The organism is Sphingomonas lycopersici (genome assembly GCF_026130605.1).
Taxonomy (GTDB): Bacteria; Pseudomonadota; Alphaproteobacteria; order Sphingomonadales; family Sphingomonadaceae; genus Sphingomonas; species Sphingomonas lycopersici.
Genome location: NZ_JANFAU010000001.1, coordinates 599,908 through 625,608, shown reverse-complemented (window position 1 = coordinate 625,608; position 25,701 = coordinate 599,908). Strand labels below are relative to the sequence as shown.

The following is a 25,701-nucleotide window of genomic DNA, read 5'->3' as shown; positions in this document are numbered from 1 at the left end:
CGGCGCCGCCGCGTGCGAAGGCCGCTTTTCGCCTTCCTCTTTTGCGCGCTTTTCCTATACTATATGACATATTGCAATTGATGGTGCCGATAGTGTCGCAGCGCGAGAATCCGACGATTTCCTCCTCCCCCGCCGGTAACGGCCCGCATCAATCCGGCCCGGGGCCGACACTGGTCGACCGCGCTTATGACTATCTGCTGACGATGTTGATGAGCGTCGAGATCGCGCCCGGCGAGCGGATCGCGATCGATACGATCGCGCGCCAGCTCGGTATTTCGCAGACCCCGGTTCGCGAGGCGCTGAGCCAGCTCGAGGCGGAGCGGCTCGTCTTCAAGACGACCAACGTCGGCTATCGCGCCAGCCCGCAGATGACGCGCGAGGAGGTGCGCGATCTCTATACGCTGCGCCAGCTGATCGAACCTTATGCCGCGGCGCGCGCGGCGGAGCTGATGACCGACGAATCGATCGCGCTGCTGCAGGCGATCGATCGCGACATGTCGGACGTGGTCGACGGCGACGCCCGGGCCTATTCGCGGTTCGCGGAAGCCGATGCGGCGCTCCACCGGCTCATCGCCACGGGGAGCGGCAACCGCCTTATCGCCGACACGATCGAGCGGCTGCATGCGCATCTGCACATCTTCCGCGCGCTTTATCGCACCAACGCGCCCAACGAGGCAGCGGCGGAACATCGCCGCATCATCGACGCGCTGGTCGCGCACGACGCGGCGGCGGCCGAGCAAGCGGTACGCGCACACCTCGAGCGGTCGCAGCAACGGATGGATGCGGCGCTCGCCACCCCATAAGAGGTTGCCCCGCGCGGCGATTTCTCCGACAAATAACCCCTCATTTGCTTGACAGCCTCGATCGCGCCTCCTACCAGATCATATAGGATATGAAATGGAGAGGCGACTGGTGCGAATGAAGCGGTTAGGCCGTCATCTGCGCCCCGCAGCGCGTTGTGCGGCGATTCTGCTGACGCTCGGCGGCGCCGAGGCGCCTCGCCTTACCACGACGGTGCTCGATCATTTCACGCTGATCGACGGCACGGGCCGCCAGCCGGTCGCCGATCAGTCGCTGGTCATTGCGAATGGCCGCATCGTCTGGGTCGGCCCCGCCAGCCGCGTCAGGGTCGATCGGCTGACGCGGCGCGAAGATCTTCGCGGCAAATATGTCATGCCGGGGCTTATCGACAGCCATGTCCACCTCGGCCTGGTGGACGGCATCGACCAGGATTTCACCAGATATTACAGCCGCGACAATGTCGAGCGCCAGCTGAAGCTCTACGCCGCTTATGGCGTCACGACGGTCTATACGTTGGGCACCGACGGCGATGCGATCCACGAGGTCATTGCCGAGCAACGGCGCAGCGGCCGACCCGATCGCGCGCGGGTCTTCACCGCCGGGCGCGGCGTGGTGTTCAAGGGAAGCTATGGCGGCGTCCCGGGTCTCGACCAGTCGGTCGCGACCCCGGCCGAAGCGACCGCAATGGTCGATCGCGAAGCCGCCAAGGGCGACGATTTCATAAAATTGTGGATCGACGACGAATTCGGCGCGATCGCCGAGCGGATGCCTTATTCGATCAGCCGTGCGGTGATCGATTCCGCGCACGCAAAAGGCAAGAAGGCCGCCGCGCATATCTTCTATTATGACAATGCCGTCGAACTGACCCGCGAAGGCATCGACGCATTCATGCATCAGGTCCGCGATCGCGTCGCCGATCCGTCGCTCGCGCGGATGATGAAGACGCGCGGCACGTGGCAGCTGGCCTCGACGTTGAGCCGCGAAGCATCTTTCACCTACCGCCTGCTGCCCTTCGTCGACGATCCTTTCTTTTCCCGCGGCGTATCCCCTGGCACGGTCGCGGCGCTGAAGGCGCCCGAACGGCAGCAGCGCCTGGGCGCCGCGCGTGACTTCGCGAAATATCCCGAGGCGCTGCGCAACGCGATGACCAATTTCGCCACCGAGGCGAAGAATGGCGTGACCTATGGCATGGGCACCGACAGCGGCCCGACCGGCCGGTTCCCCGGTTATTTCGCGCATTGGGAACTGGAATTGATGGTGAAGGCGGGGATCACCCCGCTCCAGGCGATCACCGCCGCAACGGGAACCAATGCGCGCTTCATCGGCGCCAATCAGGCCGGCACGATAGCGAAAGGCAAATGGGCGGATCTGCTGGTGCTCGATCGTGATCCGGTCGCGGACATTCGCAACACCCGCGCGATCCGCGCCGTCTATATCGCCGGCCGCAAGGTTCCCACGATCTGGGAGACCTGCGTGGGTCGCCCGCTCGACGGCTGCGGCCGGGCGCAGCCATAATGCCCGTCGCCGCGGAAATCATCGACGCCGGCGCCGCCGATCAGCCGCAAACCGCCGTTGCGCGGCCGACGCGCACGCGGCACGTCGTACTGTGGCTGACCGTGCTGGCGTATCTCATCACTTATATGGACCGGGTGGTAATCTCCACCGCGGCGCCGTCGATCCAGGCGGAATTCGGTTTCTCGCTGGTCACGATGGGGTGGATTTTCGCCGCGTTTCAATTCGCTTATGCGATTTTCCAGATCCCCGGCGGCTGGCTGGGCGACCGGTTCGGGCCGCGGCGCGCGCTGACCGGGGTGGTATTGTGGTGGTCGGTCTTTACCGCCGCGACCGCCGCGACCTGGTCCGCCGGCTCGATGATCGTATGCCGCTTTCTGTTCGGGATCGGCGAAGCGGGATCATTCCCGATCGCAACCCGATCGCTGTCGCGCTGGATGCTGCCCTCGGAGCGCGGCTGGGCGCAGGGCGTCACCCATGCCGGCGCGCGGCTCGGCGGCGCCGTCACCCCGGTCTTCGTCGCATTGCTGATCGTCGATTTCGGCTGGCGCATGCCGTTCCTGCTGTTCGCCGGGGTGGGTGCCGCCTGGGCCTTGCTGTGGTTCTGCTATTATCGGGACAGGCCGCGCGAGCATCCGCGCACCAATGAAGCGGAATGCGCGATGATCGAGGCGGCGCTCGGTGCCGGTGGCGCGAACGCCAAGGTGCCGTGGCGCCACCTGCTCGGCCAGCCTCAGCTCTGGCTCCTGTCCGCAATGTATTTCTGCTACGCTTATTGCATCAACATCTTCCTCACCTGGTTCCCGAAATATCTTCACGATGCGCGCGGGTTCGACATCGCGGTGATGGGATTGTTGGCCAGCCTGCCGCTGATGGCCGGGGTCGTCGGCGATCTCGCCGGCGGCTGGCTCTCCGATCTGATGGTCAAACGCGGCATGGGGCTGAAGATCGCCCGCCGCGCGGTCGCGGTCTGTGGTTTCTTCGTCGCGGCGGCGGCGATTCCGCTCGCCGCGTCGGCCGATGCGCCGCTCACCAGCATCGCGTGCTTTTGCGTCGCGCTGTTCGGGCTGGAGGTGACCGTCGGCGTATCCTGGGCGGTGACGCTCGATATCGGCGGCGAATTCGCCGGCTCGGTCTCGGCGGTGATGAACACCCTCGGCAACCTCGGTGCCGCGATCGCAGCGGCGGTGACCGGCTATATCGTCAGCTTCAGCGGATGGTTTTCGGCATTCCTGGTGCTCGCCGCTCTATCGCTCGCCGCGGGGGTGCTGTTTTTCTGGATCGACGCCTCGCGGCGGCTTTACGTCGAGCATGACGCGGTGCCGGCATGAACGACGTCAATATTCGCATTGTGGTGGGAGCGATCACGGTTTTCGCCCCCGTTGCCGAAAGGGAATAGCATTGAATCGTAACGTGATATGGGGCCTGATCGGAGGAGCGCCGGCGATCGTCGCCGGTGCGGCGGCGCTCGCCGCGCCGTCTGCCGGCAACCCCGTCAAAGGCAAGGCGGTGTTCGCGCGCTGCGCGGTTTGCCACAGGATCGATCCGGCGGTCGCCGGTGGCATCGGCCCCAACCTTGCCGGCGTTTACGGCCGCCCCGCCGGGCAGCGCGCGGGCTATGTCTATTCCCCGGCGATGCGCGCGGCGCACATCAAATGGGACGAGGCCACGCTCTCGCGGTTTCTGGCCGGACCCGGGAAGATGGTGCCCGGCACCAAGATGATGGCGACGCCGGTCACGGACGCGCAGGACCGCGCCGACGTCATTGCATTCCTCAAGACAGTCGGTGGCGGCGCCAAGTGAGCGAGACCCTCTCCATGTTCGGCGCATTGCGGCTGCCGCGCGATATTCTGTTCGGGCGCAAGCAGCGCGCCGCGCTCGGCTCGGCCACCGCGTCGATCGGGCGGCGCGCGATATTGTGCACCGATCAGCGCCAATCCGCCCAGCGCGAATTCGCCGACATGCTCGCCGATCTCGCCGCCCACGGCGTCAAGACGCGGGTGTTCGACGGCACGATTCCCGATCTTCCGATGGAATCGATCGAGGGCTGCGTCGCCGCGGCACGCGATTTCGCGCCGGACGTGGTGATCGGCGTCGGCGGCGGCAGCTCGATCGATCTGGCGAAGGTCGCCGCGATGCTCGTCACGCATGGCGGCAATGTCGAGGATTATTACGGCGAGTTCGCGGTTCCCGGGCCGGTCGTTCCGCTGATCGCGCTGCCCACTACCGCGGGCACCGGCTCCGAAGTGACGCCGGTTGCGGTGATTACCGACGAGCAGCGCGGAACCAAGATCGGCATCGCCAGCCCCTATCTCATTCCGCAGGTCGCGATCTGCGATCCGGAGCTGACCGTCACCTGCCCGCCGGCGCTTACTGCCTTTTCGGGCGCCGATGCGCTGACCCATGCGGTCGAGGCGTTCACCACATTGGCGCGTCCGTCCGATCCGATGCTGACCCAGGAGCATGTGTTCGTCGGCAAGAACATCTTGTCGGACCATTTTGCGAAGCTGGCGATCGTCAACCTGTTCACCTACCTCGAACGCGCGTTCAGAAATGGTAGCGATATCGAGGCGCGCGAAGGGGTGATGCTCGCCGCGCTCGCCGCCGGTTGCGCCTTCGGCACGGCGGGGACGGCGGCGGCGCATGCGCTGCAATATCCCGTGGGCAATCTGACGCATACCGCGCACGGCCTGGGGGTCGCGACGCTGCTGCCGTTCGTGATGCAATATAACCGCCCGGCGTGCGCCAACGCGCTGGCCGAACTGGCGGACGCCATCGGCGTGGGCGACGGGCCTGCCGAGGCGCGCGCGCAGGCGTTCATCGATGCGGTGAGCGATTTGCTTGCGCGGATCGACATTCCCGCCTCGCTGGCGGCGCTGGGGCTCGCCGCCGATCAGCAGGATTATGTCGCGCGTCATTCGCTGGATGCCGCGCGGCTCATCAAGAACAACCCGCGTCCGCTCGACCTCGCGGCGATGCAATCGATCACGCGCGCCGCCTTCACCGGCGACCGCGCGTCCCTTTCCGCCCTATAAGCTTCGGAAAATCCTCGTCACATGACCAGCCGATACGCGCCGCCGACCACGGGCACAGCCGCTCCCTTCGCGATCCCCACCGGTCTCCTGATCGGCGACGCGTGGATCGATCCCGCGGGGGGAAAAAGGATCGAGATCATCAATCCCGCGACGGGCGACATGCTGACATCCGTTGCCGACGGCGACGTCGGCGACGGGATCGCGGCGGTCGATGCGGCGGCCGCGGCGGCGGCCGATTGGGCCGCCACCGCGCCGCGCAAGCGCGCCGACATCCTCATGGCCTGTTTCCACGCCATGATGGCGCAGCAGGAGTGGCTGGCGCAGATCATCTCGCTCGAGAACGGCAAGGCGCTCGGCGATGCGCGGGGCGAGGTGGCTTATGCCGCCGAATTCTTCCGCTGGTATGCCGAGGAAGCCGTCCGCATCAACGGCGAGGTCGCGATCGCGCCGTCGGGCGCCAATCGCATTCTGGTGCAATATCAGCCGATCGGCGTCGCGCTGCTCATCACGCCGTGGAACTTCCCCGCGGCGATGGCGACCCGCAAGATCGCGCCGGCGCTCGCCGCCGGGTGCACCTGCATCCTGAAGCCTGCCGAGGAAACCCCGCTCACCGCGATGGCGGTGGCCGAGATCATGCGGCGCGCCGGCGTTCCCGCCGGGGTCGTCAACCTCATCAACGCGAGCGATCCGGGGCCGGTGTGCAGCGCGATCCTGCACGATCCGCGCGTGCGCAAGCTTTCGTTCACCGGGTCGACCGAGGTCGGCCGCATCCTGCTCCGCGAAGCCGCCGACACGGTGATCAGCTCGTCGATGGAGCTGGGCGGCAATGCGCCGTTCATCATCCTGGACGATGCCGATCTCGACGCCGCGATCGACGGCGCGATGGTCGCCAAGATGCGCAACGCGGGCGAGGCCTGCACCGCCGCCAACCGCTTCTACGTCCAGCGCGGGATCCACGACCGGTTCGTCGAGCGGCTGGTCGAGCGGATGGGGGCGCTCGCCGTCGGGCCGGGCATCGACGCCGCGACCCAATGCGGCGCGATGATCAACCGGCAGTCGATCGAGAAGATCGATCGGCTGGTTGCCGATGCCGTCCAGCGCGGCGCGCAGGTCCGGCTCGGTGGCAAGGCGCTGGCGGGCGCGGGCTTCTTCTATCCTCCTTCGGTGCTCGCCAATGTCCGGCAGGGGTCCGCGATCCTCGACGAGGAGGTGTTCGGCCCCGTCGCTGCGGTCCTCCCGTTCGATGATGCGGAAGAGGCGATCCGCCTCGCCAATGCGACCGACTATGGCCTCGCCGCTTATGTCTATTCGGCCGACCTCAAGCGCGCACTGAACATCGCGGAGCGCATCGAATGCGGGATGATCGCGATCAACCGCGGCCTGGTCTCGGATGCGGCGGCGCCGTTCGGCGGCGTCAAGCAGAGCGGGCTCGGACGAGAGGGCGCGCACCACGGCCTGCTCGAATATTGCGAGGCCAAATATATCGCGGTCGACTGGTAACCGGCGCGGAAATGGAAAGGGAACCCAAAAGCGCGATGTTCGAGATTTCCCGACGCAGGATGCTGGGCGAGACCGCGGCGATGGTCGCGCTGGCGGGCGCTGGCCCGTTCAAGGCATTTGCCGCGACCGCGCCGGGCGCATCGTCGCTGCCGGATACCGAATGGCGCCATTATGCCGCCGATCAGGCGAGCACGCGCTATTCTCCGCTCGACCAGATCAATGCGGACAATTTCTCCGATCTCGAAATCGCGTGGAGCTTCAAGACCGACGTGCTCGGCGCGCGGAAGGAATATCAGTTCGAAGCGACGCCGCTTCTCGTCAAGGGCCGGCTGTATCTCGCCGCCGGCTCGCGCCGCGACTGCATCGCGCTCGACGCCGCGTCGGGCGAGCTTTTGTGGATGCATCGGCTGGACGAGGGGCAACGCGCGCTGAACTCGCCGCGGCAATTATCGGGGCACGGCGTATCCTATTGGACGGACGGGACGAAGGAGCGCATTCTCTATGTCACGACCGGATATCGCCTCGTCTCGCTCGATGCGGCGACCGGTATTCCCGATCCCGACTTCGGCACCAACGGCATCGTCGATCTGAAGCTCGATTTCGATCAGCAGCTCGATCCCGATACCGCCGACGTCGGGCTCCACGCGACCCCGCTCATCGCGCGCGATACCGTGGTTGTCGGCGCCGCCCATGCCGCCGGGGACGTTCCCGCGGTCCGCCGCAATGTGAAGGGTTATGTCCGCGGGTTCGACGTTCGCACCGGCAAGCGCAAATGGATCTTCCATACCATCCCGCGCAAAGGCGAGTTCGGCTATGATAGCTGGCTGAACGGCGACGCCGACGAGGCGGGCAATGGCGGCGTCTGGGCCGAAATGTCCGCCGATGAGGAACTGGGCCTGGTCTATGTCCCCGTCGAACTGCCGACGGGCGACGAAATGGGCATGTTCCGCCGCGGCAATGCGCTGTTCGGCGAGACGCTAGTCGCGCTCGACATCGAGACGGGCAAGCGGCGCTGGCATTATCAGCTGGTCCATCACGGACTATGGGATCGCGATATACCCTGCGCCCCGATCCTGTGCGACATCCCCGTCGACGGAAAGCTCGTCAAGGCGCTCGCCCAGCCGACCAAGCAGGCCTTCCTCTATGTCCTCAACCGCGAGACCGGCAAGCCGATCTGGCCGATCGTCGAACGCAAGGTCGAGGCGGGCGACGTGCCGGGCGAATGGTATGCGCCGACCCAGCCGTTTCCGACCAAGCCGCCGGCTTATGACGTGCAGGGCGTGACGATCGACGATCTGATCGATTTCACCCCGGCGCTGCGCGCCAAGGCGGTCGAGCTGGTGAAGAATTACAAGATCGGTCCCCTCTACACGCCACCCGTGGTCAGCAAGCCGGGCCGGTGGGGCACGATCATCTCGCCCGGCATCCAGGGCGGCACCAACTGGCCGGGCGGCTGCTACGATCCCGAAACCCACACCGTCTTCGTTTATTCCAAGAACCAGCCCGGGGTGATCGGCATTATTCCCAACACCAATATGACGGTGTCGCAATTCCCGCAGGTTCACGGCATCTCGGGCGAGGAACCGCGCCCGCAGGTGGCGATGGGGTCCGAGACCAACGGGGCGCCGCCGCCCCGCCGTCCCGCCCCGGCGCCCGCCGCCGCCGCGGGTCCCCCGCCCGGCTTTCTCGCGGTCGACGGATTGCCGCTCCTGAAGCCGCCTTATGGCCGCATCACCGCGATCGATCTCACGAAAGGCGATCTCAAATGGCAGATCGCGCACGGCGAGACCCCCGATAACGTGCGCAACCATCCCGCGCTGAAAGGGCTCAAGATCCCGCGTACCGGTCGTCCGGGCAATCTCGGACCGCTCGTCACCAAGACATTGGTGATCTGTGGCGAGGCGGGGTTTTACACCAACGAATATGGCGTGCGCGGCGCGATGCTGCGCGCCTATGACAAAGCGACCGGCGAGGAAAAGGGCGCCGTCTATATGCCGGCGCCGCAAAGCGGGTCACCGATGACCTACCGCCTGCGCGGCAAGCAATATATCGTCGTCGCGATCGGCGGCGGGAATTACAGCGCGGAGCTCGTCGCCTTCCGCCTTCCTGGAGCAGCGTGATGACATTTTCCAAACCCCAGCGCCCGACCTTCATCCTCGCCGCAGCAGCCGTCATCCTGGGCGGATCGGTGGTCGCCCGCGCGCAATCGCCGGGCAGCACGGTGTGGAGCGGCGTCTATACCGACGAGCAGGCGGATCGCGGCAAGGCGGCTTATGCCGCCAATTGCGCATCCTGCCACGGTGACACCCTCGCGGGAATCGACGTCGCGCCGCCGCTGACCGGCGCCGGCTTCCTCAACAACTGGAACGGCACCTCCGCCGGCGACCTTTTCAACCGCATCAAGACGACGATGCCGCTCAACGCACCGGCCACGCTCAGCGGGCGCACCGTCGCGGATATCGAGGCGTTCATCTTCAAGGCCAATGGTTTTCCCGCCGGTCAGGTCGCGCTGCCGCCAGCGCCGCCGATGATGGCGAATATGAAGATCGTCTCGCAGAAACCCGCAAACTGACCGTCGAGACGTCAGGCTTCACGGAAGCAAGCTGCACCCGCCCGGCACCCGCACCGGGCTGCATCGCGCCATCGCCGCATCCGGCAAGGTCACGACGAAGCGCTGCCGCAGCGGATCGGGCGCACCCGGATAATAATCGGTGCTGACCGCCTGCGCGCCGCTCGCCATCGCCGCCTTGGCCTTGGACAGATCATTCGTCCGCGCCTCCACCGTATTCGCATCGGTGCGGGTCCGCACGATCAGCCCTTCCGCTACCCAGCGCCTGATCTTCGCGCCGTCGACCAGCGGGTCCTGGACGATCTGGACCGCGGATTCGGGCTGGTCGTCGGGATACCAGCCGAACATCGCGCGTCCGGCGAGCGACGGATGCCCCGCGCGATAAGTGTCCGAAACCGCATCGCGGACATCGAACAGGATGTAGATGCGGCCGCGCGCGGCGGCGAGGCTGGGCCAGCCTTTCGCGCGCACCGCATCGCGCAACGTCGTCGCCTTGCCGCGCACATCGTCCGGGGTGATGAGCCGCTTGCCCGGCAGGACCGAGCGTATCTCGGCATCGAGCGCGTCGAGCAGTTCCTTGTTGTCGAGCGGCAGCGGATCGGTGATCCCCGGCCGAAGCGACGGCGTGTCCGCCGCGTTGATCGTGATCATGATCGGCAGGTGATCGGGGTGCGCGCGCGACCAGCGATCGATCTCGGTCAGGCAACGCACGAGAGTGACGCAGGTGCTGAGATAGTCCACGTCGGGGATGTGGAAGCTCTTGAAGCCCGGTCGCAGCATCGCCGCGCGATCGAAGCCGGTCGCCTCTCCCGCCTCGCGCGCCCATTGCTCGCCTTTCGGATCGGCATAGCGCCCGCCCGCGGGATCGGCGAAGATATCCAGCTCGACCTGCCGCACCCCGGCATCGAGCTGCTGCGACAGCGGCAGATGATAATAATCGAGACCGTCGGCGAGCTTCGGCTCGATCGCGCGGAGCCGCGCCATGACGGCCGCCGGAATTCGCGCCTTGAAGCTATTGTGCGACCCGACGACCTGCACGTCGTTCATCGCGACGGGCGGCGCCGCCGCGCCGATCAGTGTCAGCGCAGCGGCGAGAGCGATCATCCGCATCAGAATTCCACCCGCGCGCCGAACAGCAACGTGCGTCCATAATATTGGATCTCGCCGTAGCGCAATTCGGTCTCGTTATACGAATAGCTCCTGGCCCCGGCGATGTTGATCGCCTCGACGCTGACCGTCATCTTCGGGGTGACACGGAAGGAGAGATTGCCGTCGAGCGACCCGAAGGGCGCGACATAGGTCGACGACTGGGTGGTGCTGCCGTTGCTCGACAGATATTTGTCGCGCCAGACATAGGACAGACGCGCCGAGATCGGCCCCTTGTCGTAGAAACCGACGACGTTGAAGCTGTTCTTCGACAAGCCGATGAGTTGGTTGAGGATCGGGCGCGCGCCCGCCGTATAGCTCGATTGCACCGAAGTGTGGGTATAGGACGCCTGGAAGCCGAGGCCGTCGAACGGCGCGGGCAGGAAATCGAACACCTGATTATAGGCGGCCTCGACGCCATAGACCTTGGCGTCGCCGCCATTGACCTGCGTGCTCAGCAACACGGTGCCGCGCCCCGGAATGTCGATATTGACGTTCTGCGCGGTGATGTAATCGTCCATCGCCTTGTAGAACAAGGCACCGGTCAGCGAGGCGTTGCGGCGGAAATACCATTCCAGCGATCCGTCGACCTGGCTCGCGAGGAAGGGCTTGAGCGCGGGGTTGCCGCCGCTCGCGGTCGGTGCGTCGGTGGAGACGCTGATCTGCGGCGCGCTCTGCGTCATGTTGGGGCGCGTCAGCACGCGGCTGGCGGCGAGACGGCCGATGAGGCTCGGGGTGAGCTCGGCGCGCAGGTTGAAGCTCGGCAGCCAATTGTTGAATTTCTGCGGGAAGCTGGCCGGGGTCGGCGTCGCGCCGAACGTCAGCGTCCCGCTCGCCACCTGATCGGTATGCACATAACGGATACCGACATTGCCGGTGACGTTCACGCTGCCGAGCTGGAAGGCATAATCGGCCCGTGCATAAGCGCCGGCGACCTTCTCGGTGACGACATAGGAGGCGCGCCGGTCGCTCGCCGTGAGCGGCGCATTCGCCACCGCGTCGGTGAACAGCTTGTTGTAGAAAGCGCTGGTGACCGGCACCAGCCAGGTGCGCGGGAAATTGCCCGGAACCCCCGACAGGAAATCGTCGAACGGCAGCGCCTCATAAGCATTCGGCGCGAAGCTCGTGATCGGCGTGCCGTTGGCAGAGGTCACCAGGAAGTCGCGACGCCAATAATCGCGCTTGCGCCAGTGATATTCGCCCCCGACCGCGATCTTGGTGATGAAGCCGTCGAGATCGCGAGCGACGTCGAAGCGGGCATAGGTGTCCCAGTCCTTGCTGTTCTTCGGCGCGATATTGAACGTGGTGACGCCATAGCTCGCGGGATCGTTGACGTTGACCGGGGTGCTGAGCGTCGAGCCGACCTTATAGCCGCCCGAGGCATCATAGGTCAGCGGCGCGAGGAACTGCATACGGCTGCGCACCGTGCCCTCGGCATAGCTGGGATGATAGCTGTGCGCGAAGGACCAGTTGATATTGGCGGAGAGGTGCCACCGATCCGGGTTCCACACCTGCTTCAGCCCGACGTCGAACAGATCGTGGCGGTTGAGGCTATATTCGCGCGAGGCCATGAAGCGCACGTTGTTGATCGTCGCGCCGACCACCGTGTCGCCGTTGCGCTTGACCGATCCCGGCACGATGCTGGTCCCCGGATCGTCCGGGTAGATATCGAGACCGAATTCGTCATAGGCGACATCGAGCCGCGTCACCGACACGTCGAGCGTCGTTTCCAGTTCCGCCGACGGACGCCATTGCGCGGAAATGATGCCGGACAGACGCTTGCGGTCCTCGGTTTCGACGGTCGGGCGGGTGCGCGTCGGCGTATAATAGCCCGTCCCCAGCGCGGAGACGAACTTGTCGAGATTCCAGCCGGTATTGTAATAGCGGTCGTTGCGCACCGACTTCGCCCAATATTGCGCGCCGACGAGAAGGCCGAACTGGTCGTCGTCGGTCTTGACGCTCGTCAGCAAAGTGGCGTTGGGCCGCACCTTGCCGGTCATCGAAGTATAGGTGCCGCGCAGGTTCAGCGTGGTCTTGTTGCCGACGTCCAGCGGACGGAAGGTTTTGACGTCGATATTGCCGCCGAGCGCACCCTCGGTCATGTCCGCGGTCGGCGTCTTGATGACGTCGATCTGCGAAACGAATTCCGCGGGCAGCATCTCGAAGCGGAACTGGCGGCCGTTGGCGCCGCCGTTTTCGATCAGGTCGTTGATCGCCACCGTGCGGCCGTTGACCAGGGTGCTCTGGAATTGCGGGCCGAGGCCCCGGACGCTGACGTACAGCCCCTCGCCGCGCGGGCGGGTGATCGCGACCCCGGTGACGAGCTGCAACGCCTCTGCGACATTCTGCGTCGGGAATTTGCCGATGTCGGTGGAGTTGATCGCGTCGACGCCATAATCGGCCTTGCGCTTCGTCTCCGTCGCGGCGGCGAGGCTGCGGGCATAGGTGCCGGTTACGACGATATCACCGCCGCCCGCGGCATCGTTTCCGTCGCTGGCGGGCGCGACCGCGGTCGTCTGCGCATGGGCGGGCTGGGCAGCGGCCAGAGCGAAAATGGCAAGCGGAAGCGGCGCGCAAAGGATGCGCGAATAACGTGTCATCGGATGATTTCTCCCGGTGGCGCTCAGGCCGTTGCGGGGCGGTTAGAATCCGGCGATGACAGTTTGATGGCTCCAGGATTACGCTAACATTTAATCGGGGTGGCAGTCCCTGCGCCCGGCGGCCGCCTGGGCCGGCTCAACTGCCCGTCCAGTCCGGCACGCGCTTCGTCTTCGCCAGGAAATCCGCGACGCCGCGGCGAAAATCGGCGCTGCCATAAACCTCGGCGATCAGATCATCCACCTCGGGCAGGACCGCCATGCCCATGCGCCGCATCGTCTCCTTGGTCGCGCGCGTGGTGAGCGGGGCGTTTTCGGCGGCGCGATCGCACAGCATGGCGACCGCCCCGTCCAGTTCCTCGCGTTCGATCACCTTCAGCAGGAAGCCGCTCGCGCGCAATTCGTCGGCCCCCAGCAATTCGCCGAGCAGCAGCATACGCTTGGCACGCTGTACGCCGACCGCGCCACCGATCCGCGCCACGCTCGCCGCCGACAGGCAATTGCCGATCGTGCGGCCGATCGGCGACCCGAATTTCGCATCCGGGGTGGCGATGCGGAAGTCGCACGCCGATGCGATATTGAGCCCGCCGCCGACCGCCCAGCCCTCGACGATCGCGACGGTGGCGCAGGGGATGCGATCCACCGCGGCCATGCATTCGTCGATCCCGCGTTCATAGTCGACGCCTTGTTCGCCCCGCACGAAATCGGCGAATTTCGCGATATCGGTGCCGGAGATGAACGCCTTGCCGCCGGTGCCGCGAAACGTGACGATGCGGATCGCCCGGTCAGCCGCGATGTCATGTGCGATATCGCGCAGGTCGAGCCACATCCGGCCGGTCAGGGCATTGTGCGCGGCCGGATTGTCGAAGCGGACATGCGCCTGCGCGCCGCGCCGCTCGAAGACCACCCGCCCCTCGCTCATTCCGCCGCCTCCTTCCGCGGCGCGAGCAAACCGCGCGCCACGAGCTCGCGCCGGATCTCATCGCCATGTTCGTCGAGCAACGGTGGGGGCAGGCGCACCGCCTGCGGCGTGCCGCGCATCTTGACGGGAAATCCGAGCGCCTTGAACTCGCCCTCGACGGGATGTTTCACCGCCATCACCATCTCGCGCGCGATCGCCTGCTCGCTCGTCACCGCCTCGCCATAATCGAGGATCGGTGCGGCGGGAACGCCCGCGCCGAGCAATGCGTCGATCCACTCCTGCCGCGTGCGCGTCAGGAAGGTCGGCGCCAGATCGGCAATCAGCTGCTCGCGGTTGACCACGCGGTTGGCGTTGGTCGCATAGCGCGGATCGCGCTGGAGTTCGGGCCGCCCGATGACATCGAGGAAAATGATCCACAGCCCCTGATTGGCCGCGCCGATCACGAACCAGCCGTCCGAGGCCTTCATCGCCTGATATGGCGCCGACATGCGATTGGCCGACCCGATCGGGGTCGGCGGCTTGCCCGTCCCCCAAAGCTCGGTCGTTTCCCAGATCGACAGCCCGAGCGCCGCCTCGAGCAGCGAGGCGTCGATATATTGGCCGACGCCGGAGGTCTCGCGACCGATGATCGCGCTCAGGATCGCATAGGCCGAAAACAGACCGGCGCCGAGATCGGCGACCGCGATCGAGTTCTTCGCCGGCTCCATCCCGGGGAAGCCGTTGGAACTGAGGATGCCCGACATCGCCTGCGCGATCAGGTCGAAGCCGGGTCGCTGCGCCCAGGGGCCGGTCTGGCCGAAGCCGGAGATGCTGGCGTAGACGAGCCGGGGGTTGATCGCAGCGAGCGTGTCGTAATCCACGCCGAGGCGCTTCGCGACGCCGGGGCGCGCATTTTCGACCACGATGTCGGCGGTCTTGACCAAGGCGTACAGCACCGCGCGATCCGCATCGGTCTTGAGGTCGAGCGTGATGCTGCGCTTGTTGCGGTTGAGCGCGAGAAAACCGGGGCTGTCCTCCCCCTTCAATCGGAAGCCCATCGAATGGCGGGTTGAATCGCCGGTGCGCGGCGGCTCGATCTTGATGACATCGGCCCCCATGTCGCCCAGCAGCATGCAGCAGAACGGGCCGGCCATGACCTGCGAGATATCCAGGACGCGCAGCCCGGCCAGAGGCAAATTCGGCATCCGCTTTTCTCCTTTTTCATGACCGCACGGGGCGCCGGAAACGCTCCGTGGATCATATTGTATATGATTCTTGCGGTTGCTAGCATCACGCCGATCAAGGGACAATGCGATTCGCCCGCAGGCGTCGGCCCGAGACAGGAGAGGCTGCTTGTACGGACATTATGTACGACAAATAAAGTGCTGCGTCACCGGCGGCGCGCTGCTGCTGGCGTCGGGCGCGACGGCGGGAAATCGTGACGACTGGCGGAGCTACGGCCATAACGAAGATCTCGCCCGTCATTCGCCGCTTACCGAGATAACGCCGGCAAATGTCGGCAAGCTCGCCCCGCTCTGGTCCTATCATATGCGCCCGGCCGGAACGACCGGCGAGACTGCGGCGGTGCATGAGGGGGTCCCGGCGCGTTTCCGCACCGGCTATGCCGCATCCGAAGCGACCCCGCTGGTCATCGGCGGGGTGATGTATCTCGCGACGCCCTATCGCCGCGTCGTCGCGCTCGACGCCGCGACCGGCAAGGAACTCTGGACCTTCAGCCTGCCGGGGAACGATCAGCCGTCGACGCGCGGGGTCGCCTATTGGCCCGGCGCCGGAAAGATCGGGCCGCGCATCGTCTTCGGCGGCCGCACCGGCAAACTATATGCGGTCGACGCGAAAACCGGGCTGCTCGCCACCGGCTTCGGCGCCGGCGGCACGGTCGACATGAAAACGCCCGAGGTGATGAACGCGACCCGCGCGCCTTACGGCATGAGCAGCCCCCCGGCGATCTTCAGGAACCTGATCATCACCGGATCGCGCGTCCAGGAGATGCCGACCAAGGGCGCATCGGGCGACGTGCGCGCCTGGGATGCGATCACCGGCAAGCTCGTCTGGACCTTTCACGCGATTCCGCGCCCCGGCGAGAAGAATTTCGGCACCTGGGAGGGCGAAAGCTGGCAGGGACGCTCGGGCGTCAACGTCTGGACGTTCGTCGCCGTCGACGAGAAGCGCGGGATCGCCTATCTTCCGTTCGGCGCACCGACGTTCGATCGCTGGGGCGGCGACCGCAAGGGCGAGAATCTCTACGGCAACGCGATCGTCGCGGTGGACGCGCGCACCGGCCGGTATCTCTGGCATTTCCAGACCGTCCATCACGACATCTGGGATCTCGACCTTCCGGTCACGACGCTGATCGACGTCAAGCGCAACGGTCGCACCATTCCGGCGATCGCCGTCATGAACAAGATGACGATCATGTTCATGCTCGATCGCGTGACGGGCAAGCCGCTCTATGACGTGCGGGAAGAGCCGGTGCCGACCCAGACCGATGTTCCGGGCGAACAACCCTGGCCGACGCAGCCGATGCCGGCGAAGCCCGCGCCGCTCGCCCGGCTGGGCTATGACGCCGCCGATCAGGCCGACGGCCCGGCAGCCTATCGCGCGACCTGCGACAGGATGATCAAAGACTTCAATATCGTTCCGAGCAGGATGTTTCAGCCGCTGCGCGCGGATTCCTCGGTCAATTCCTTTCCCAGCAGTTGGGGAGGCGCGGATTGGGGCGGCGGCGCGTTCGATCCGGCAAGCGGATATTATGTCATCAACATCAACAACATCGCCAGCCCGCAGCAACTCGAGCAACAGCCCGACGGCAGCTGGGGGCTGAAAGACGGCTATCGCTATTTCCTCGATCCGGCGACCGGCAATCCCTGCCAGAAACCGCCGTGGGGAGAATTGGTCGCGGTCAACGTCAACACCGGGGATATCGCCTGGCGCAAGGTGCTCGGCGACAATCCCGAGCCCGCCTTCGCCGATGCCGGGGTGATCAGTGCCGGTGGCCCGATCACCACCGCGAGCGGCCTCACCTTCATCGGCGCGACGCGCGATTCGATGTTGCGCGCGTTCGACACGAAGACCGGCGAGATGCTGTGGAAGGCCAAGCTGCCGGCCTCAAACTACGGGATGCCCATGACATATCGCGCGCGGGGCGGCCGTCAGATCGTCGCGGTCGTCGCCACCGGCGGATTTGCCGAACCCGCGACAAGCGACCAGGTGGTCGCATTCGCCCTGCAATAAGGTTCCTGGAAAGATGACCCACAAGACGGCTTCGCTCGCTTTGCTGCTGACCGGCATCGCGCTGACCGGAACGATCGCGTCGGCCGCGCCGCAATCCCCGCCCCCGCCCGGCCCGGGGCTCAATCTCATCAACGAGCGGTGCGGCTTCTGCCATTCGACCGCGCAGGTTTTCGCGGCGCACAAGGCACCGGCGGCATGGGCGGGGGTGGTCCAGTCGATGATCGACCGCGGCGCCGAGCTGTCGCCGGAGGAGCAGAAGACGGTGGTCGACTATCTTGCCGCCCATTATAGCGACGGCAATCCGGCTCCCGCCGCCGACGCCTCGCCGCAGCCTGCGAAGCATTGACGGCTCAGCGCGTATAGCGCGGCAGCACCCCCGCCACTTTGGTGCGGAGCCGGTAAATGCTGGTCGACGCGGTGATGTAGAGGATATGCCCGTCACCGGCGAAGGCGAGGTTCGCCGCGACCTCGGGCAGCCTGATCTGGCCGAGCACCTTGCCCTGCGGGGTGATGATGCGGATGCCGCCGGGGCCGGTGGCCCAGATATTGCCCGCGCGGTCGACCTTGAGGCCATCGGCCCCGCCGCCGCCGCCACGCGGGAATGCGATGAGCTTCCGCTTGTTCGAAAGCGCGCCGCCGCGCCCGACGTCATAAGCGAAAATGGCGCCCGGCGGCCCATAATCGGTGACGTAAAGGACATGCCCGTCGGGTGAAAAACCGATTCCATTGGGCAGCTTGAGATCGGTAATCACCGGTTTCAGCACGCCCTGTGCGTAGCGGAACACCCCGTTGAAGGGGAGTTGCTTGGCGGGATCCTTGTCCATCCCGTTGAAAAGACCGAAGGGCGGATCGGTGAACCACAATGCGCCGTCGCGCGCATAGACCAGATCGTTCGGGCTGTTCAGTCGCTTGCCCTGAAACTCGGCCAGAAAGGGATGGATATTGAGCTTGCCGTCGATCCGCACGATGCGACGCGCGCCCATCTGCGCCATCAGCACGCTGCCGTCCTCGGCCGGCACCATCGCATTCGAACCGATGCTCGCGCCGGCCGGCGGATTGGCGAGGCCGCCCGAATTCGCGATCAGTTCCTGAACCTTGCCGGCAGGATCGACGGCGCGCATCTTGTCGCCGTTGACGTCGCTGAACCACAAGCGGCCGTCTTTCCACATCGGGCCCTCGGTGAAGCTGAAGCCGGTCGCCACCCGCTCCGGCTGCGCGTCGGGCGCGATCAGCCCGTCGAGCGCGGGATCGAGGCGGTCGATACCGATGCCGGTGGTCGGCGCGGCGGCGAGCGGCGCGACAATGGATATCACCGACACCGCGAACATGCTCGTCAGGCGCATTTTTACTGCTTCCCTTATTGGGTTGAAATCACGGGGCGCGTGATGCGTCACACGCTGTCGGTGAGCAGGACGAGATAGTCCTTGTTGAGGACGGTGTTCTCGATCAGCGGCCAGTTTTTCTGATGGATTTCGGAATGTATCCAGCGTTGGCGCTGCTCTTCGCTTTCATAGGTCAGCTGGAAGCGATAGTTGATCCCCGGCGCGGGCGCCGGACCGCCCTGGACGACCGAGCGCAGCTTCAGCATCTTCAGGTCGATATAGCCACGGCCGCGGAAGCTTTCGGCCGCGGGCTTGAAATGATCGTGAAAGGCATCGAGCATCTCCTGCTCGCGTTTCGGGTCCACCGCGAGATCGCAATAGAGCACGATCGGCTTGCCCGGCGCGCGCGCGCCGCGACGTACCGGCCCGGCAAGCGATTTGGTCGCCCCGCTGGCGCCGATGCCGGCGAAGGCGAGCAATTTGAGCAGCTTTCTGCGTTCCACGAACATTCCCTTTCGCAATGGACGGATGATCATTTCGGGCGCGGAGCGGCGGCCTCGGCGAACGCCGCTTTGGCGGCGAGATCCCTGGCGATGCCGATCACCATGAATTCGATCGGCTGGCCGCCGATCTGGCGGATCGCACGCCGCTCGCCCACCTCGACCGGCACCGCATCGCCGGCGCGGACCCGCACCGTCTCGTTCGCGATCGTCATCTCGCCTTCGCCGGCGACGACATAATAAACCGCGCTCATGCCGAGCGTGGATGCCTCGCCTACCGACGTGCCGGGCGGCAGCACGAGGTGATCGACGAAGCTCCACGGCGTCGCGAACACGGCAGGGCCGAGCGCGCGGCGATAGAGGACGGTGCCCTGCCCGCCGTCCATCCGCTGCGTCGGGCGGAGGAGCGCGCGGTCCAGCCGCATGCTGATGAATTGCGGCACCGGATCGAGCGGCACGCCGACCCGCGGGTCGCCAAGGTCGAAATTGTCGTAGTTTTTGGTCATCCCGACATTGACGTTGAGCCATTGAATCGGGCGGCCGCCGGGATTGTAGATGGCATGCGCATGGCCCATCCGATCCGGCACCGCGGCGGGGCCGGCGATCGTCGAGGTGCGCCCGTCGATCGTGAACTCGGCATCGCCGTCGAGGATGACGAACATCTCCTCGCATTGATTATGGAAATGCTGGCCGATCCCGCTCTTCGGCGCGATTTCCCCGCGGTGTACGAAAATGAGGTTGGTACTGAGCGCATGGGCGCCGAGCAGCGGCGCGAACGCCATCGATCCGGCGCCGCCGTGCACGCCGCTCGCGCTGCGAAATCGCGAGGGATCGCTATGCCCGATCCGATCGGCGACCGGGCCGGCGCGGGCGGGCATCGGCGTCAGCAGCGCGGCGAGCGCCGTCAGTGCCAAGACATGACTGCGAGCGGAATCCACCACCTCTCCCCTATCCGTGAAACCGCGATTTGTCGGTCTTTACGCCGCGTTATAACCCGCCTAAACGAAAATCATATAGGATATTATTCGAAAATCGCAGATCGGGAGAGGTTGAATGGCGAGGCACGCGCGGTCGGCGGTTCGCATCCGGCTTATCTTCATGCTGTTCGTGATCAGCGCGATCGCCTTCCTCGATCGCACCAACATCTCGGTCGCGGGGGTCGAGATGCGCCACGATTATGGGATCGATCAGGTGCGGCTCGGCTGGGTATTCAGCGCCTTTCTGATCGGATACGCCTTGTTCCAGGTGCCCGCGGGATGGCTCGCGGCGCGGATCGGGCCACGCAATCTGCTGACCGCGGCGCTGATCTGGTGGGGCGTTTTCAGCATCGCGACGGCATTGGTGCCGCCGCAGGGCCGGCACGCGATCCTGATGCTGGCATTGGTTCGCTTCGCGCTCGGTATCGGCGAGGCGGCGGTTTATCCCGCCGGCAACCAGTTCATCGCGCGCTGGATTCCCGTCGCGGAGCGCGGCAAGGCCAACGGCCTCGTCTTCGCCGGCGTCGGGTTCGGCTCGGGCCTCACCCCGCCGCTCATCACCGCCGTGATCGCCGCCGCCGGATGGCGCGCATCCTTCTATGTCTGCGCGATGATCGGGGTTGCCGCCGCTTTGGTCTGGTATGCGGTCGCGCGGGATCGGCCGCAACAGCATCGCGCCGTCAACGCGATGGAACTGGCGCATATCGAGAACGGGCTTCCGCCGATCGACCATGAGCAGAAGACCGCGATCCCCTGGCGCGCGATCCTGCGCAGCCGGAATGTCTGGGGATTGTTCCTGAGCTATTTCGCGTTCGGCTATGTCATCTGGATCTTCTTCAGCTGGTTCTTCATCTATCTCGCCGAAGCGCGCGGGCTCGATCTGAAGTCCAGCGCGATATTCGGCATGGCGCCGTTCCTGGCGATGACCGCCGGATGCCTCATCGGCGGGGTGCTGAACGACGCGATCTCGAACCGCCTTGGCCTCTATTGGGGCCGATCCGGGCTGGCGATGGCCTCATTCATCCTGACGGGTCTCTTCCTGATCGTCGGTTCGCGCGTCGACAATGTCGCGCTGGCGGTGCTTACGCTCGCGCTCGGCGGCGGCGCGATCTATTTGTCGCAAAGCTCCTTCTGGTCGGTGACCGCGGATATCGCCGGCCCGCACACCGGGGTGGTTTCCGGGCTGATGAACATCGGGTGCCAGATCGGCGGCGCGCTCACCGCTTCGCTCACGCCGTGGATCGCCGCGCATTATGGCTGGACCGCCGCGTTCGGCGCGGGCGCGGGGATCGTGATCGTCGGCACGATCGCATGGGCGGTGGTCGATCCGCGCCGCCTGATCGAGAGCGCGCCGGCGGCTACTGGTGCGAGCGTCGCGATCGCACGGTGATCGGCGGGCGGCCCGGGACGTCCATGAAAATGGTGCCGAGCACGCTTCGCCGCAACCGCACCGACGCGCCCACCGCCGGCGGCGAAATCGCGTTGCTCGCGGTCTCGAACAGCCGGCCGTCGGCGAGCCGGACCTCGAACAGCCCATAACGCAGCGCGGTCACCGCGGCGACGCGCCCGGTCGGCTCGGTCGAAACGGCGGGTGAAGCCGGCGGCGGCGCAGACCGGGCGACCGGACCGGTTGGTGCGGCCGGCGCGGCGGGTGCGGCCGGCGCGGCATTGCTGACCGGCGAAGCGCTCGCCGCCTCGCGCGCATCATAGCAGGAAAGGCGCGCGCCGGGATCGGCCACCGACCGGCAATCCTGTGTCGGCGGCACTGCGATCATGGCAAGCAGCTCGATCCATGAATACACCGACATTCGCATCCCTCCGCAGCTCATCGTTGACGCCGGTCGTCAGGCGTTCGCATTGCGATTGACCGGCAAAGCGAATATCCTATCATATATGATCAAGCGCAATAAGGCGCGACCACATGGAGAGGAAAATGGGGTTCAGGAGATGGTCGGCCGCGATGATGATCTGCGCGGCGAGCGTCGGCACCGCGCAAACCGCCCCGCCCGCGGGCGCGCCGGCGAACGCGCCCCGCCCCGCCTTCGCCCCGCCGCCGCCGATGCGCGTCTGGGCGCCCAAGAAGACGCCCTATGCGGATTACAAGGCCCCCAACCGACCGTGGTGGAAATTGTCGGATGTGCTGGCGCTGCACAAAGGCGAAAAAAGCTGGTCGCAGCCGATCGTGCGCAACAAGGACGTCGTCGCCGACTGGCACCAGATCGCACCGGGACAGGCCACGCCCCAACTGGCCTATTCCGACAACCGCACCGGCATCATCGTCTGGGATGGCGAGATCACGGTCACCCTCGCCGGCCAGCCGCCGTTCGTCGCGCGCAAGGGTTTCGAGATCGATATTCCGTTCCGCGTGCCCTTCACCCTGCAGACCGTCGGCGATCGCCCCGCACTCTATTTCGAGATCCACGCCGCGAGCGACATGCCGCTCTATCCCGTCGAGACGACACGGTCGCGTCCCAAGCCCGTCGACGGCTTCGTCTATGAAGAGCGGCTCGCCGTCGGGCCGCCCGGCCAGTTCGATGCGATGAACCGCCCCTATCTCGATTATTTCAAGGAGGTGGTGGCGGGCGGCGCGCGCGCCGGCGCGTTCATCGCCGCGCAGCATATGTTCGTGAACAATATCCGCGGGCGCGCCGTGCCGACGCCGCCGGCATCGAACCTTGGCCATTATCACATCGGCTACGACGAATTCTGGTTCGTCATGGAGGGCAATGTCGACCTTCAGGTGGAAGGCGTGCCGACCTTCACCGCCTCTCCGGGAGACGTCATCTCCGCGGCGCAAGGGCGCTGGCACCGGGCAAGTTTCGGCGGCCCGGAGGGACAGATGGGCACCCGCGTCGCGGTCAATCCCTATCCCGCCGGGCTCCACGGCTATACGGTCGAATCCGGCGGCCGGCAGTAGCTGCCGGCCGCCGCCGCGGGTCATTTCGGTAGGGTCTGGGTGCCGCGCACGGTGAATTCCGCCTGCGCGGTCGGCAGGCCCGTGCCCGGCTGACCGCCGCCGATCGAGATCCGATAGCGACCGGGCGCGACCACGCGGATGCCCGCCGGCGTCACGCTCGACAGTGCGCGCGGATCGAAGGTCAGGCGCACCTCCTGATGCTCGCCAGCGCCGAGGTGAACCCGGCTGAAGCCGCGCAGCGCCCGCACCGGCATTCCGGGCGCGTCGGGGAAGCTGAGATAGGCCTGCACCACTTCGTCGCCGGCGACCTTCCCGGTGTTGCGCACATCGACTTTGGCCTCGAGCATGTCCCCCGCATTCAAGGCCGACGCGGAAAGCGTGATCGGGGAATAAGCGAAGCGGGTGTAGCTGAGACCGTGGCCGAACGGGAAAAGCGGCTTGCCCGTGAAATAGCGATAGGTCCGGCCGGCCATTCCATATTCGCGGAACGGCGGTAACTGATCGGCGCTGGCATAGAAAGTGACCGGCAGCCGCCCGGAGGGATTGTTCGCGCCGGACAGGGTCTGCGCGATCGCGGTGCCGCCTTCCTGCCCCGGATACCAGGCTTCGACGATCGCATCGGCATTGGCCGCGGCCCAATTCACCGACAAGGCCGACCCGTTCATCAGCACGACGACGAGCGGCTTGCCCGTCGCCTTCACCGCCTTCAGCACCTCTTCCTCCTGCGCCGGGAGATCGAGGCTCGATCGGTCGCCGCCGATGAAGCCGGGGAGGTTGACCGGCATCTCCTCGCCTTCCAGCGCGGAGGTGATACCGACGACGCCGATCACGATATCCGCGCCGCGCGCCGCCGCCACGGCCTTCGCCAGCGCATCGGCGCGCACCTCGTTCCAGACGAACCGCGGCAGGAACAGACCGCCCGTCTGCTCGATCTTCACCGCGTGCCGCTCGCCGCGGCGCAGCGCCATCGCGGTCAGATTGGGGCCGCGCTGGTCGGAATCATTGTCGGCGATCAATTTGCCGTCGATCCACAGCCGGCCGCGCCCCTCCAGCCCGACGCGGTAGGAGGCATCGGCCGGCGCGGTGATGAAGCCGGTCCAGCGCGTCGACGTCTCGGCCGCGCCGGTCAGCGGGTTGGAGGTATTGCGCTCGAACGAGAGCCCCGCATCGGTCTGGGTCAGCGCCGGCGCGCCGTTGAACGTCGCGTTGCGCCAATATTCGCCGCGCAGCCCCGCCTGCCCGTCCGGCGTCGCCAGCAGGTTCGCCGGCACCGGCTCGGGCACGCGCAGGAAATCGGTGCCGGGTTCGTAGACGATCTGCGCGTCGGGGAATTCGGCACGCAGCCCGTCGAGCGCGGTTACCGGCTTCACCGGGCGACCGTGATAATTGCCCAGCAGCGCATCGACCTGATCCGCCAGCGGCCCCACCACCGCGATGCGCCTCACTCGCGCGCGCGCGATCGGGAGCACGCCCTCATTCTTGAGCAGCACCATCGAATCGCGCGAAAGCTTGAGCGCCAGCGCGCGATGAGCATCCGAATTGAGCGCCGTATCGGGAATCTGCGCATAAGGCACCTGGGCCGGCGGATCGAACAGCCCCAGCTTCATCCGCGCCGTGAACAGCCGGCGCAGCGAGGCATCGACCGCGCTCTGCGGCAGGAGCCCGCTCTTCATCGCATCCAGATAGCGATCATAATCCCAGGTCGGGCCGACGCCGCGACCGAATTGCGTGCAATCATTGTCGACGCCGAGCTTCATCGACACCGCCGCTGCTTCCGCCATCGTGCCGACCGCGTGATGCCCGCGCTGGATATCGGCCACGGCGTCGCAATCCGATACGACGTGGCCCTTGAAGCCCCAGGCGCCGCGCAGCCGGTCGGTGAGCAGCAGATCGCTGGCGCAGGCCGGGTGGCCGTTGATCGAATTATAGGCGCACATGACGGATTCGACCTTTCCGTCGACCACCAGCGCGCGGAAGGCGGGAAGATAGGTATCTTCGAGGTCATAGGCGCTGACGGTGATATTATCGCTGTGCCGGGTCGGCTCCGGCCCGCTATGGACCGCATAATGTTTCGCCGTGGCCGAGACGCGATAGTAACGCGGATTCTCGCCCTGCATCCCCTTTACGAAGGCGACCCCCATTTGCGCGGTCAGATAGGGGTCTTCCCCATAGGTTTCCTGCCCGCGACCCCAACGCGGATCGCGGAAAATGTTGATGTTGGGGGACCAGAAGGTCAGCCCCTGCATGATATGATGCGGCTTGCCGCTCCGCTCGACCTGGTTCCAGCGCACGCGGCCTTCCTCGCCGATCGCGACCCCCATGTCCTTGATCGTCGCGAGATCGAACGTCGCGGCAAGCCCGATCGGCTCGGGAAAGACGGTGGCATAGCCGTTGTTCGCAACGCCGTGGAGCGCCTCGCTCCACCAATTATATTCCGGGATATCGAGCCGCGGGATCGCCCGCGCCTCATTGACCAATTGCGACGCCTTTTCTTCGAGCGTCAGCCGCGAGACCAGATCGTCGACCCGCCGTTCGACGGGCAGCGAGGTGTCGCGAAACGGCAGTTGCTCCGGCTTTTCCGTCGCGCCCGTCGCCAGCGCGGCAACGGGAAGACCAAGCAGCAGCGGAAGCAACATTGCCATGTCGAGAAGCCTTTTTTGAATGTCCGAAGA

Annotated in this window: 21 protein-coding genes; 12 read left to right on the top strand and 9 right to left on the bottom strand. The window is 66.0% G+C overall.

Features of this window, described 5'->3' with window-relative positions:
* Nucleotides 1-92: 92 nt before the first annotated feature.
* The 8 genes from NED98_RS02520 (at nucleotide 93) to NED98_RS02485 (ending at nucleotide 9,420) form a co-directional block, all read left to right on the top strand.
* Entirely contained in the window at nucleotides 93-803 is a 711-nt protein-coding gene (locus NED98_RS02520; protein ID WP_265311803.1) for a GntR family transcriptional regulator, read from the top strand.
* Between the two features lie 115 nt (nucleotides 804-918).
* Nucleotides 919-2,316, top strand: a complete 1,398-nt coding sequence (locus tag NED98_RS02515) for an amidohydrolase family protein (RefSeq protein WP_265311802.1) — start codon at nucleotides 919-921, stop codon at nucleotides 2,314-2,316.
* Complete coding sequence (locus NED98_RS02510; protein WP_265311801.1) at nucleotides 2,316-3,644, top strand: MFS transporter; 1,329 nt, start codon at nucleotides 2,316-2,318, stop codon at nucleotides 3,642-3,644. The genes NED98_RS02515 and NED98_RS02510 overlap by 1 nt, the downstream gene beginning before the upstream one ends.
* A gap of 70 nt (nucleotides 3,645-3,714) precedes the next feature.
* A complete protein-coding gene (locus NED98_RS02505) occupies nucleotides 3,715-4,116 on the top strand; it encodes a c-type cytochrome (RefSeq protein WP_265311800.1) in 402 nt (133 codons plus the stop codon).
* Nucleotides 4,113-5,348: an iron-containing alcohol dehydrogenase gene (locus tag NED98_RS02500; protein WP_265311799.1), complete on the top strand. Its 1,236-nt coding sequence runs from the start codon at nucleotides 4,113-4,115 to the stop codon at nucleotides 5,346-5,348. Before NED98_RS02505 ends, NED98_RS02500 begins: the two co-directional genes overlap by 4 nt.
* Before the next feature lie 21 nt (nucleotides 5,349-5,369).
* Nucleotides 5,370-6,848 carry an NAD-dependent succinate-semialdehyde dehydrogenase gene (locus NED98_RS02495; protein WP_265311798.1) on the top strand — a complete coding sequence of 493 codons (1,479 nt, stop codon included), beginning with the start codon at nucleotides 5,370-5,372 and terminating at the stop codon, nucleotides 6,846-6,848.
* Nucleotides 6,849-6,883: 35 nt separating this feature from the next.
* Nucleotides 6,884-8,968 carry an outer membrane protein assembly factor BamB family protein gene (locus NED98_RS02490; RefSeq protein ID WP_265311797.1) on the top strand — a complete coding sequence of 695 codons (2,085 nt, stop codon included), beginning with the start codon at nucleotides 6,884-6,886 and terminating at the stop codon, nucleotides 8,966-8,968.
* Nucleotides 8,968-9,420 carry a c-type cytochrome gene (locus tag NED98_RS02485; protein ID WP_265311796.1) on the top strand — a complete coding sequence of 151 codons (453 nt, stop codon included), beginning with the start codon at nucleotides 8,968-8,970 and terminating at the stop codon, nucleotides 9,418-9,420. The genes NED98_RS02490 and NED98_RS02485 overlap by 1 nt, the downstream gene beginning before the upstream one ends.
* An 18-nt stretch (nucleotides 9,421-9,438) precedes the next feature.
* Here NED98_RS02485 and NED98_RS02480 read toward each other — a convergent pair whose 3' ends face one another.
* The 4 genes from NED98_RS02480 to NED98_RS02465 all read right to left on the bottom strand — a co-directional run bounded on the left by NED98_RS02480 (nucleotide 9,439) and on the right by NED98_RS02465 (nucleotide 15,266).
* Complete coding sequence (locus NED98_RS02480) at nucleotides 9,439-10,527, bottom strand: phosphatidylinositol-specific phospholipase C1-like protein (protein ID WP_265311795.1); 1,089 nt, start codon at nucleotides 10,525-10,527, stop codon at nucleotides 9,439-9,441.
* The gene (locus NED98_RS02475) at nucleotides 10,527-13,163 is read right to left on the bottom strand and encodes a TonB-dependent receptor (RefSeq protein WP_265311794.1); all 2,637 of its coding nucleotides are present in this window, start codon (nucleotides 13,161-13,163) and stop codon (nucleotides 10,527-10,529) included. The genes NED98_RS02480 and NED98_RS02475 overlap by 1 nt, the downstream gene beginning before the upstream one ends.
* Before the next feature lie 136 nt (nucleotides 13,164-13,299).
* Nucleotides 13,300-14,082 carry an enoyl-CoA hydratase gene (locus tag NED98_RS02470; protein ID WP_265311793.1) on the bottom strand — a complete coding sequence of 261 codons (783 nt, stop codon included), beginning with the start codon at nucleotides 14,080-14,082 and terminating at the stop codon, nucleotides 13,300-13,302.
* On the bottom strand, nucleotides 14,079-15,266 hold the full coding sequence (locus NED98_RS02465) for a CaiB/BaiF CoA transferase family protein (protein ID WP_265311792.1): 1,188 nt from the start codon (nucleotides 15,264-15,266) through the stop codon (nucleotides 14,079-14,081). Before NED98_RS02465 ends, NED98_RS02470 begins: the two co-directional genes overlap by 4 nt.
* A 148-nt stretch (nucleotides 15,267-15,414) precedes the next feature.
* On the opposite strand from NED98_RS02465, the gene NED98_RS02460 reads away from it, so the two are divergent.
* Together NED98_RS02460 and NED98_RS02455 are read left to right on the top strand one after the other, a co-directional pair.
* On the top strand, nucleotides 15,415-17,313 hold the full coding sequence (locus NED98_RS02460; RefSeq protein WP_265311791.1) for an outer membrane protein assembly factor BamB family protein: 1,899 nt from the start codon (nucleotides 15,415-15,417) through the stop codon (nucleotides 17,311-17,313).
* A 13-nt stretch (nucleotides 17,314-17,326) separates the two neighbouring features.
* Nucleotides 17,327-17,659, top strand: a complete 333-nt coding sequence (locus tag NED98_RS02455) for a hypothetical protein (RefSeq protein ID WP_265311790.1) — start codon at nucleotides 17,327-17,329, stop codon at nucleotides 17,657-17,659.
* Between the two features lie 4 nt (nucleotides 17,660-17,663).
* Here the strand turns inward: NED98_RS02455 and NED98_RS02450 are convergent, their stop codons facing one another.
* The 3 genes from NED98_RS02450 to NED98_RS02440 are packed head-to-tail and all read right to left on the bottom strand — an operon-like array spanning nucleotide 17,664 to nucleotide 20,073.
* Nucleotides 17,664-18,656, bottom strand: a complete 993-nt coding sequence (locus NED98_RS02450; protein ID WP_265311789.1) for an SMP-30/gluconolactonase/LRE family protein — start codon at nucleotides 18,654-18,656, stop codon at nucleotides 17,664-17,666.
* A 47-nt stretch (nucleotides 18,657-18,703) separates the two neighbouring features.
* Nucleotides 18,704-19,138 carry a 3'-5' exonuclease family protein gene (locus NED98_RS02445; RefSeq protein ID WP_265311788.1) on the bottom strand — a complete coding sequence of 145 codons (435 nt, stop codon included), beginning with the start codon at nucleotides 19,136-19,138 and terminating at the stop codon, nucleotides 18,704-18,706.
* A gap of 29 nt (nucleotides 19,139-19,167) precedes the next feature.
* Nucleotides 19,168-20,073, bottom strand: coding sequence for a cupin domain-containing protein (locus NED98_RS02440; protein WP_265311787.1), 906 nt, complete (start codon nucleotides 20,071-20,073; stop codon nucleotides 19,168-19,170).
* A gap of 115 nt (nucleotides 20,074-20,188) precedes the next feature.
* On the opposite strand from NED98_RS02440, the gene NED98_RS02435 reads away from it, so the two are divergent.
* Entirely contained in the window at nucleotides 20,189-21,502 is a 1,314-nt protein-coding gene (locus tag NED98_RS02435; protein WP_265311786.1) for an MFS transporter, read from the top strand.
* On the opposite strand, the gene NED98_RS02430 is transcribed toward NED98_RS02435, so the two are convergent.
* Nucleotides 21,471-21,920, bottom strand: coding sequence for a hypothetical protein (locus tag NED98_RS02430; protein WP_265311785.1), 450 nt, complete (start codon nucleotides 21,918-21,920; stop codon nucleotides 21,471-21,473). The genes NED98_RS02435 and NED98_RS02430 overlap by 32 nt on opposite strands.
* A 125-nt stretch (nucleotides 21,921-22,045) precedes the next feature.
* Here NED98_RS02430 and NED98_RS02425 point away from each other — a divergent pair, with 125 nt between their 5' ends.
* Entirely contained in the window at nucleotides 22,046-23,029 is a 984-nt protein-coding gene (locus NED98_RS02425; protein ID WP_265311784.1) for a cupin domain-containing protein, read from the top strand.
* Between the two features lie 20 nt (nucleotides 23,030-23,049).
* Here the strand turns inward: NED98_RS02425 and NED98_RS02420 are convergent, their stop codons facing one another.
* Nucleotides 23,050-25,671 carry a glycoside hydrolase family 3 C-terminal domain-containing protein gene (locus NED98_RS02420; protein WP_265311783.1) on the bottom strand — a complete coding sequence of 874 codons (2,622 nt, stop codon included), beginning with the start codon at nucleotides 25,669-25,671 and terminating at the stop codon, nucleotides 23,050-23,052.
* Nucleotides 25,672-25,701 lie beyond the last annotated feature (30 nt).

What these genes read in the sequence shown, in the direction of transcription:
- NED98_RS02495 (WP_265311798.1), top strand. Translation starts at nt 5,370, where the DNA reads ATGACCAGCCGATACGCGCCGCCGACCACGGGCACAGCCGCTCCCTTC.
- NED98_RS02435 (WP_265311786.1), top strand. Translation starts at nt 20,189, where the DNA reads ATGGCGAGGCACGCGCGGTCGGCGGTTCGCATCCGGCTTATCTTCATG.
- NED98_RS02490 (WP_265311797.1), top strand. Translation starts at nt 6,884, where the DNA reads ATGTTCGAGATTTCCCGACGCAGGATGCTGGGCGAGACCGCGGCGATG.
- NED98_RS02420 (WP_265311783.1), bottom strand. Translation starts at nt 25,671, where the DNA reads ATGGCAATGTTGCTTCCGCTGCTGCTTGGTCTTCCCGTTGCCGCGCTG.
- NED98_RS02465 (WP_265311792.1), bottom strand. Translation starts at nt 15,266, where the DNA reads ATGCCGAATTTGCCTCTGGCCGGGCTGCGCGTCCTGGATATCTCGCAG.
- NED98_RS02515 (WP_265311802.1), top strand. Translation starts at nt 919, where the DNA reads ATGAAGCGGTTAGGCCGTCATCTGCGCCCCGCAGCGCGTTGTGCGGCG.
- NED98_RS02470 (WP_265311793.1), bottom strand. Translation starts at nt 14,082, where the DNA reads ATGAGCGAGGGGCGGGTGGTCTTCGAGCGGCGCGGCGCGCAGGCGCAT.
- NED98_RS02425 (WP_265311784.1), top strand. Translation starts at nt 22,046, where the DNA reads ATGGGGTTCAGGAGATGGTCGGCCGCGATGATGATCTGCGCGGCGAGC.
- NED98_RS02455 (WP_265311790.1), top strand. Translation starts at nt 17,327, where the DNA reads ATGACCCACAAGACGGCTTCGCTCGCTTTGCTGCTGACCGGCATCGCG.
- NED98_RS02485 (WP_265311796.1), top strand. Translation starts at nt 8,968, where the DNA reads ATGACATTTTCCAAACCCCAGCGCCCGACCTTCATCCTCGCCGCAGCA.
- NED98_RS02510 (WP_265311801.1), top strand. Translation starts at nt 2,316, where the DNA reads ATGCCCGTCGCCGCGGAAATCATCGACGCCGGCGCCGCCGATCAGCCG.
- NED98_RS02430 (WP_265311785.1), bottom strand. Translation starts at nt 21,920, where the DNA reads ATGTCGGTGTATTCATGGATCGAGCTGCTTGCCATGATCGCAGTGCCG.
- NED98_RS02475 (WP_265311794.1), bottom strand. Translation starts at nt 13,163, where the DNA reads ATGACACGTTATTCGCGCATCCTTTGCGCGCCGCTTCCGCTTGCCATT.
- NED98_RS02480 (WP_265311795.1), bottom strand. Translation starts at nt 10,527, where the DNA reads ATGCGGATGATCGCTCTCGCCGCTGCGCTGACACTGATCGGCGCGGCG.
- NED98_RS02450 (WP_265311789.1), bottom strand. Translation starts at nt 18,656, where the DNA reads ATGCGCCTGACGAGCATGTTCGCGGTGTCGGTGATATCCATTGTCGCG.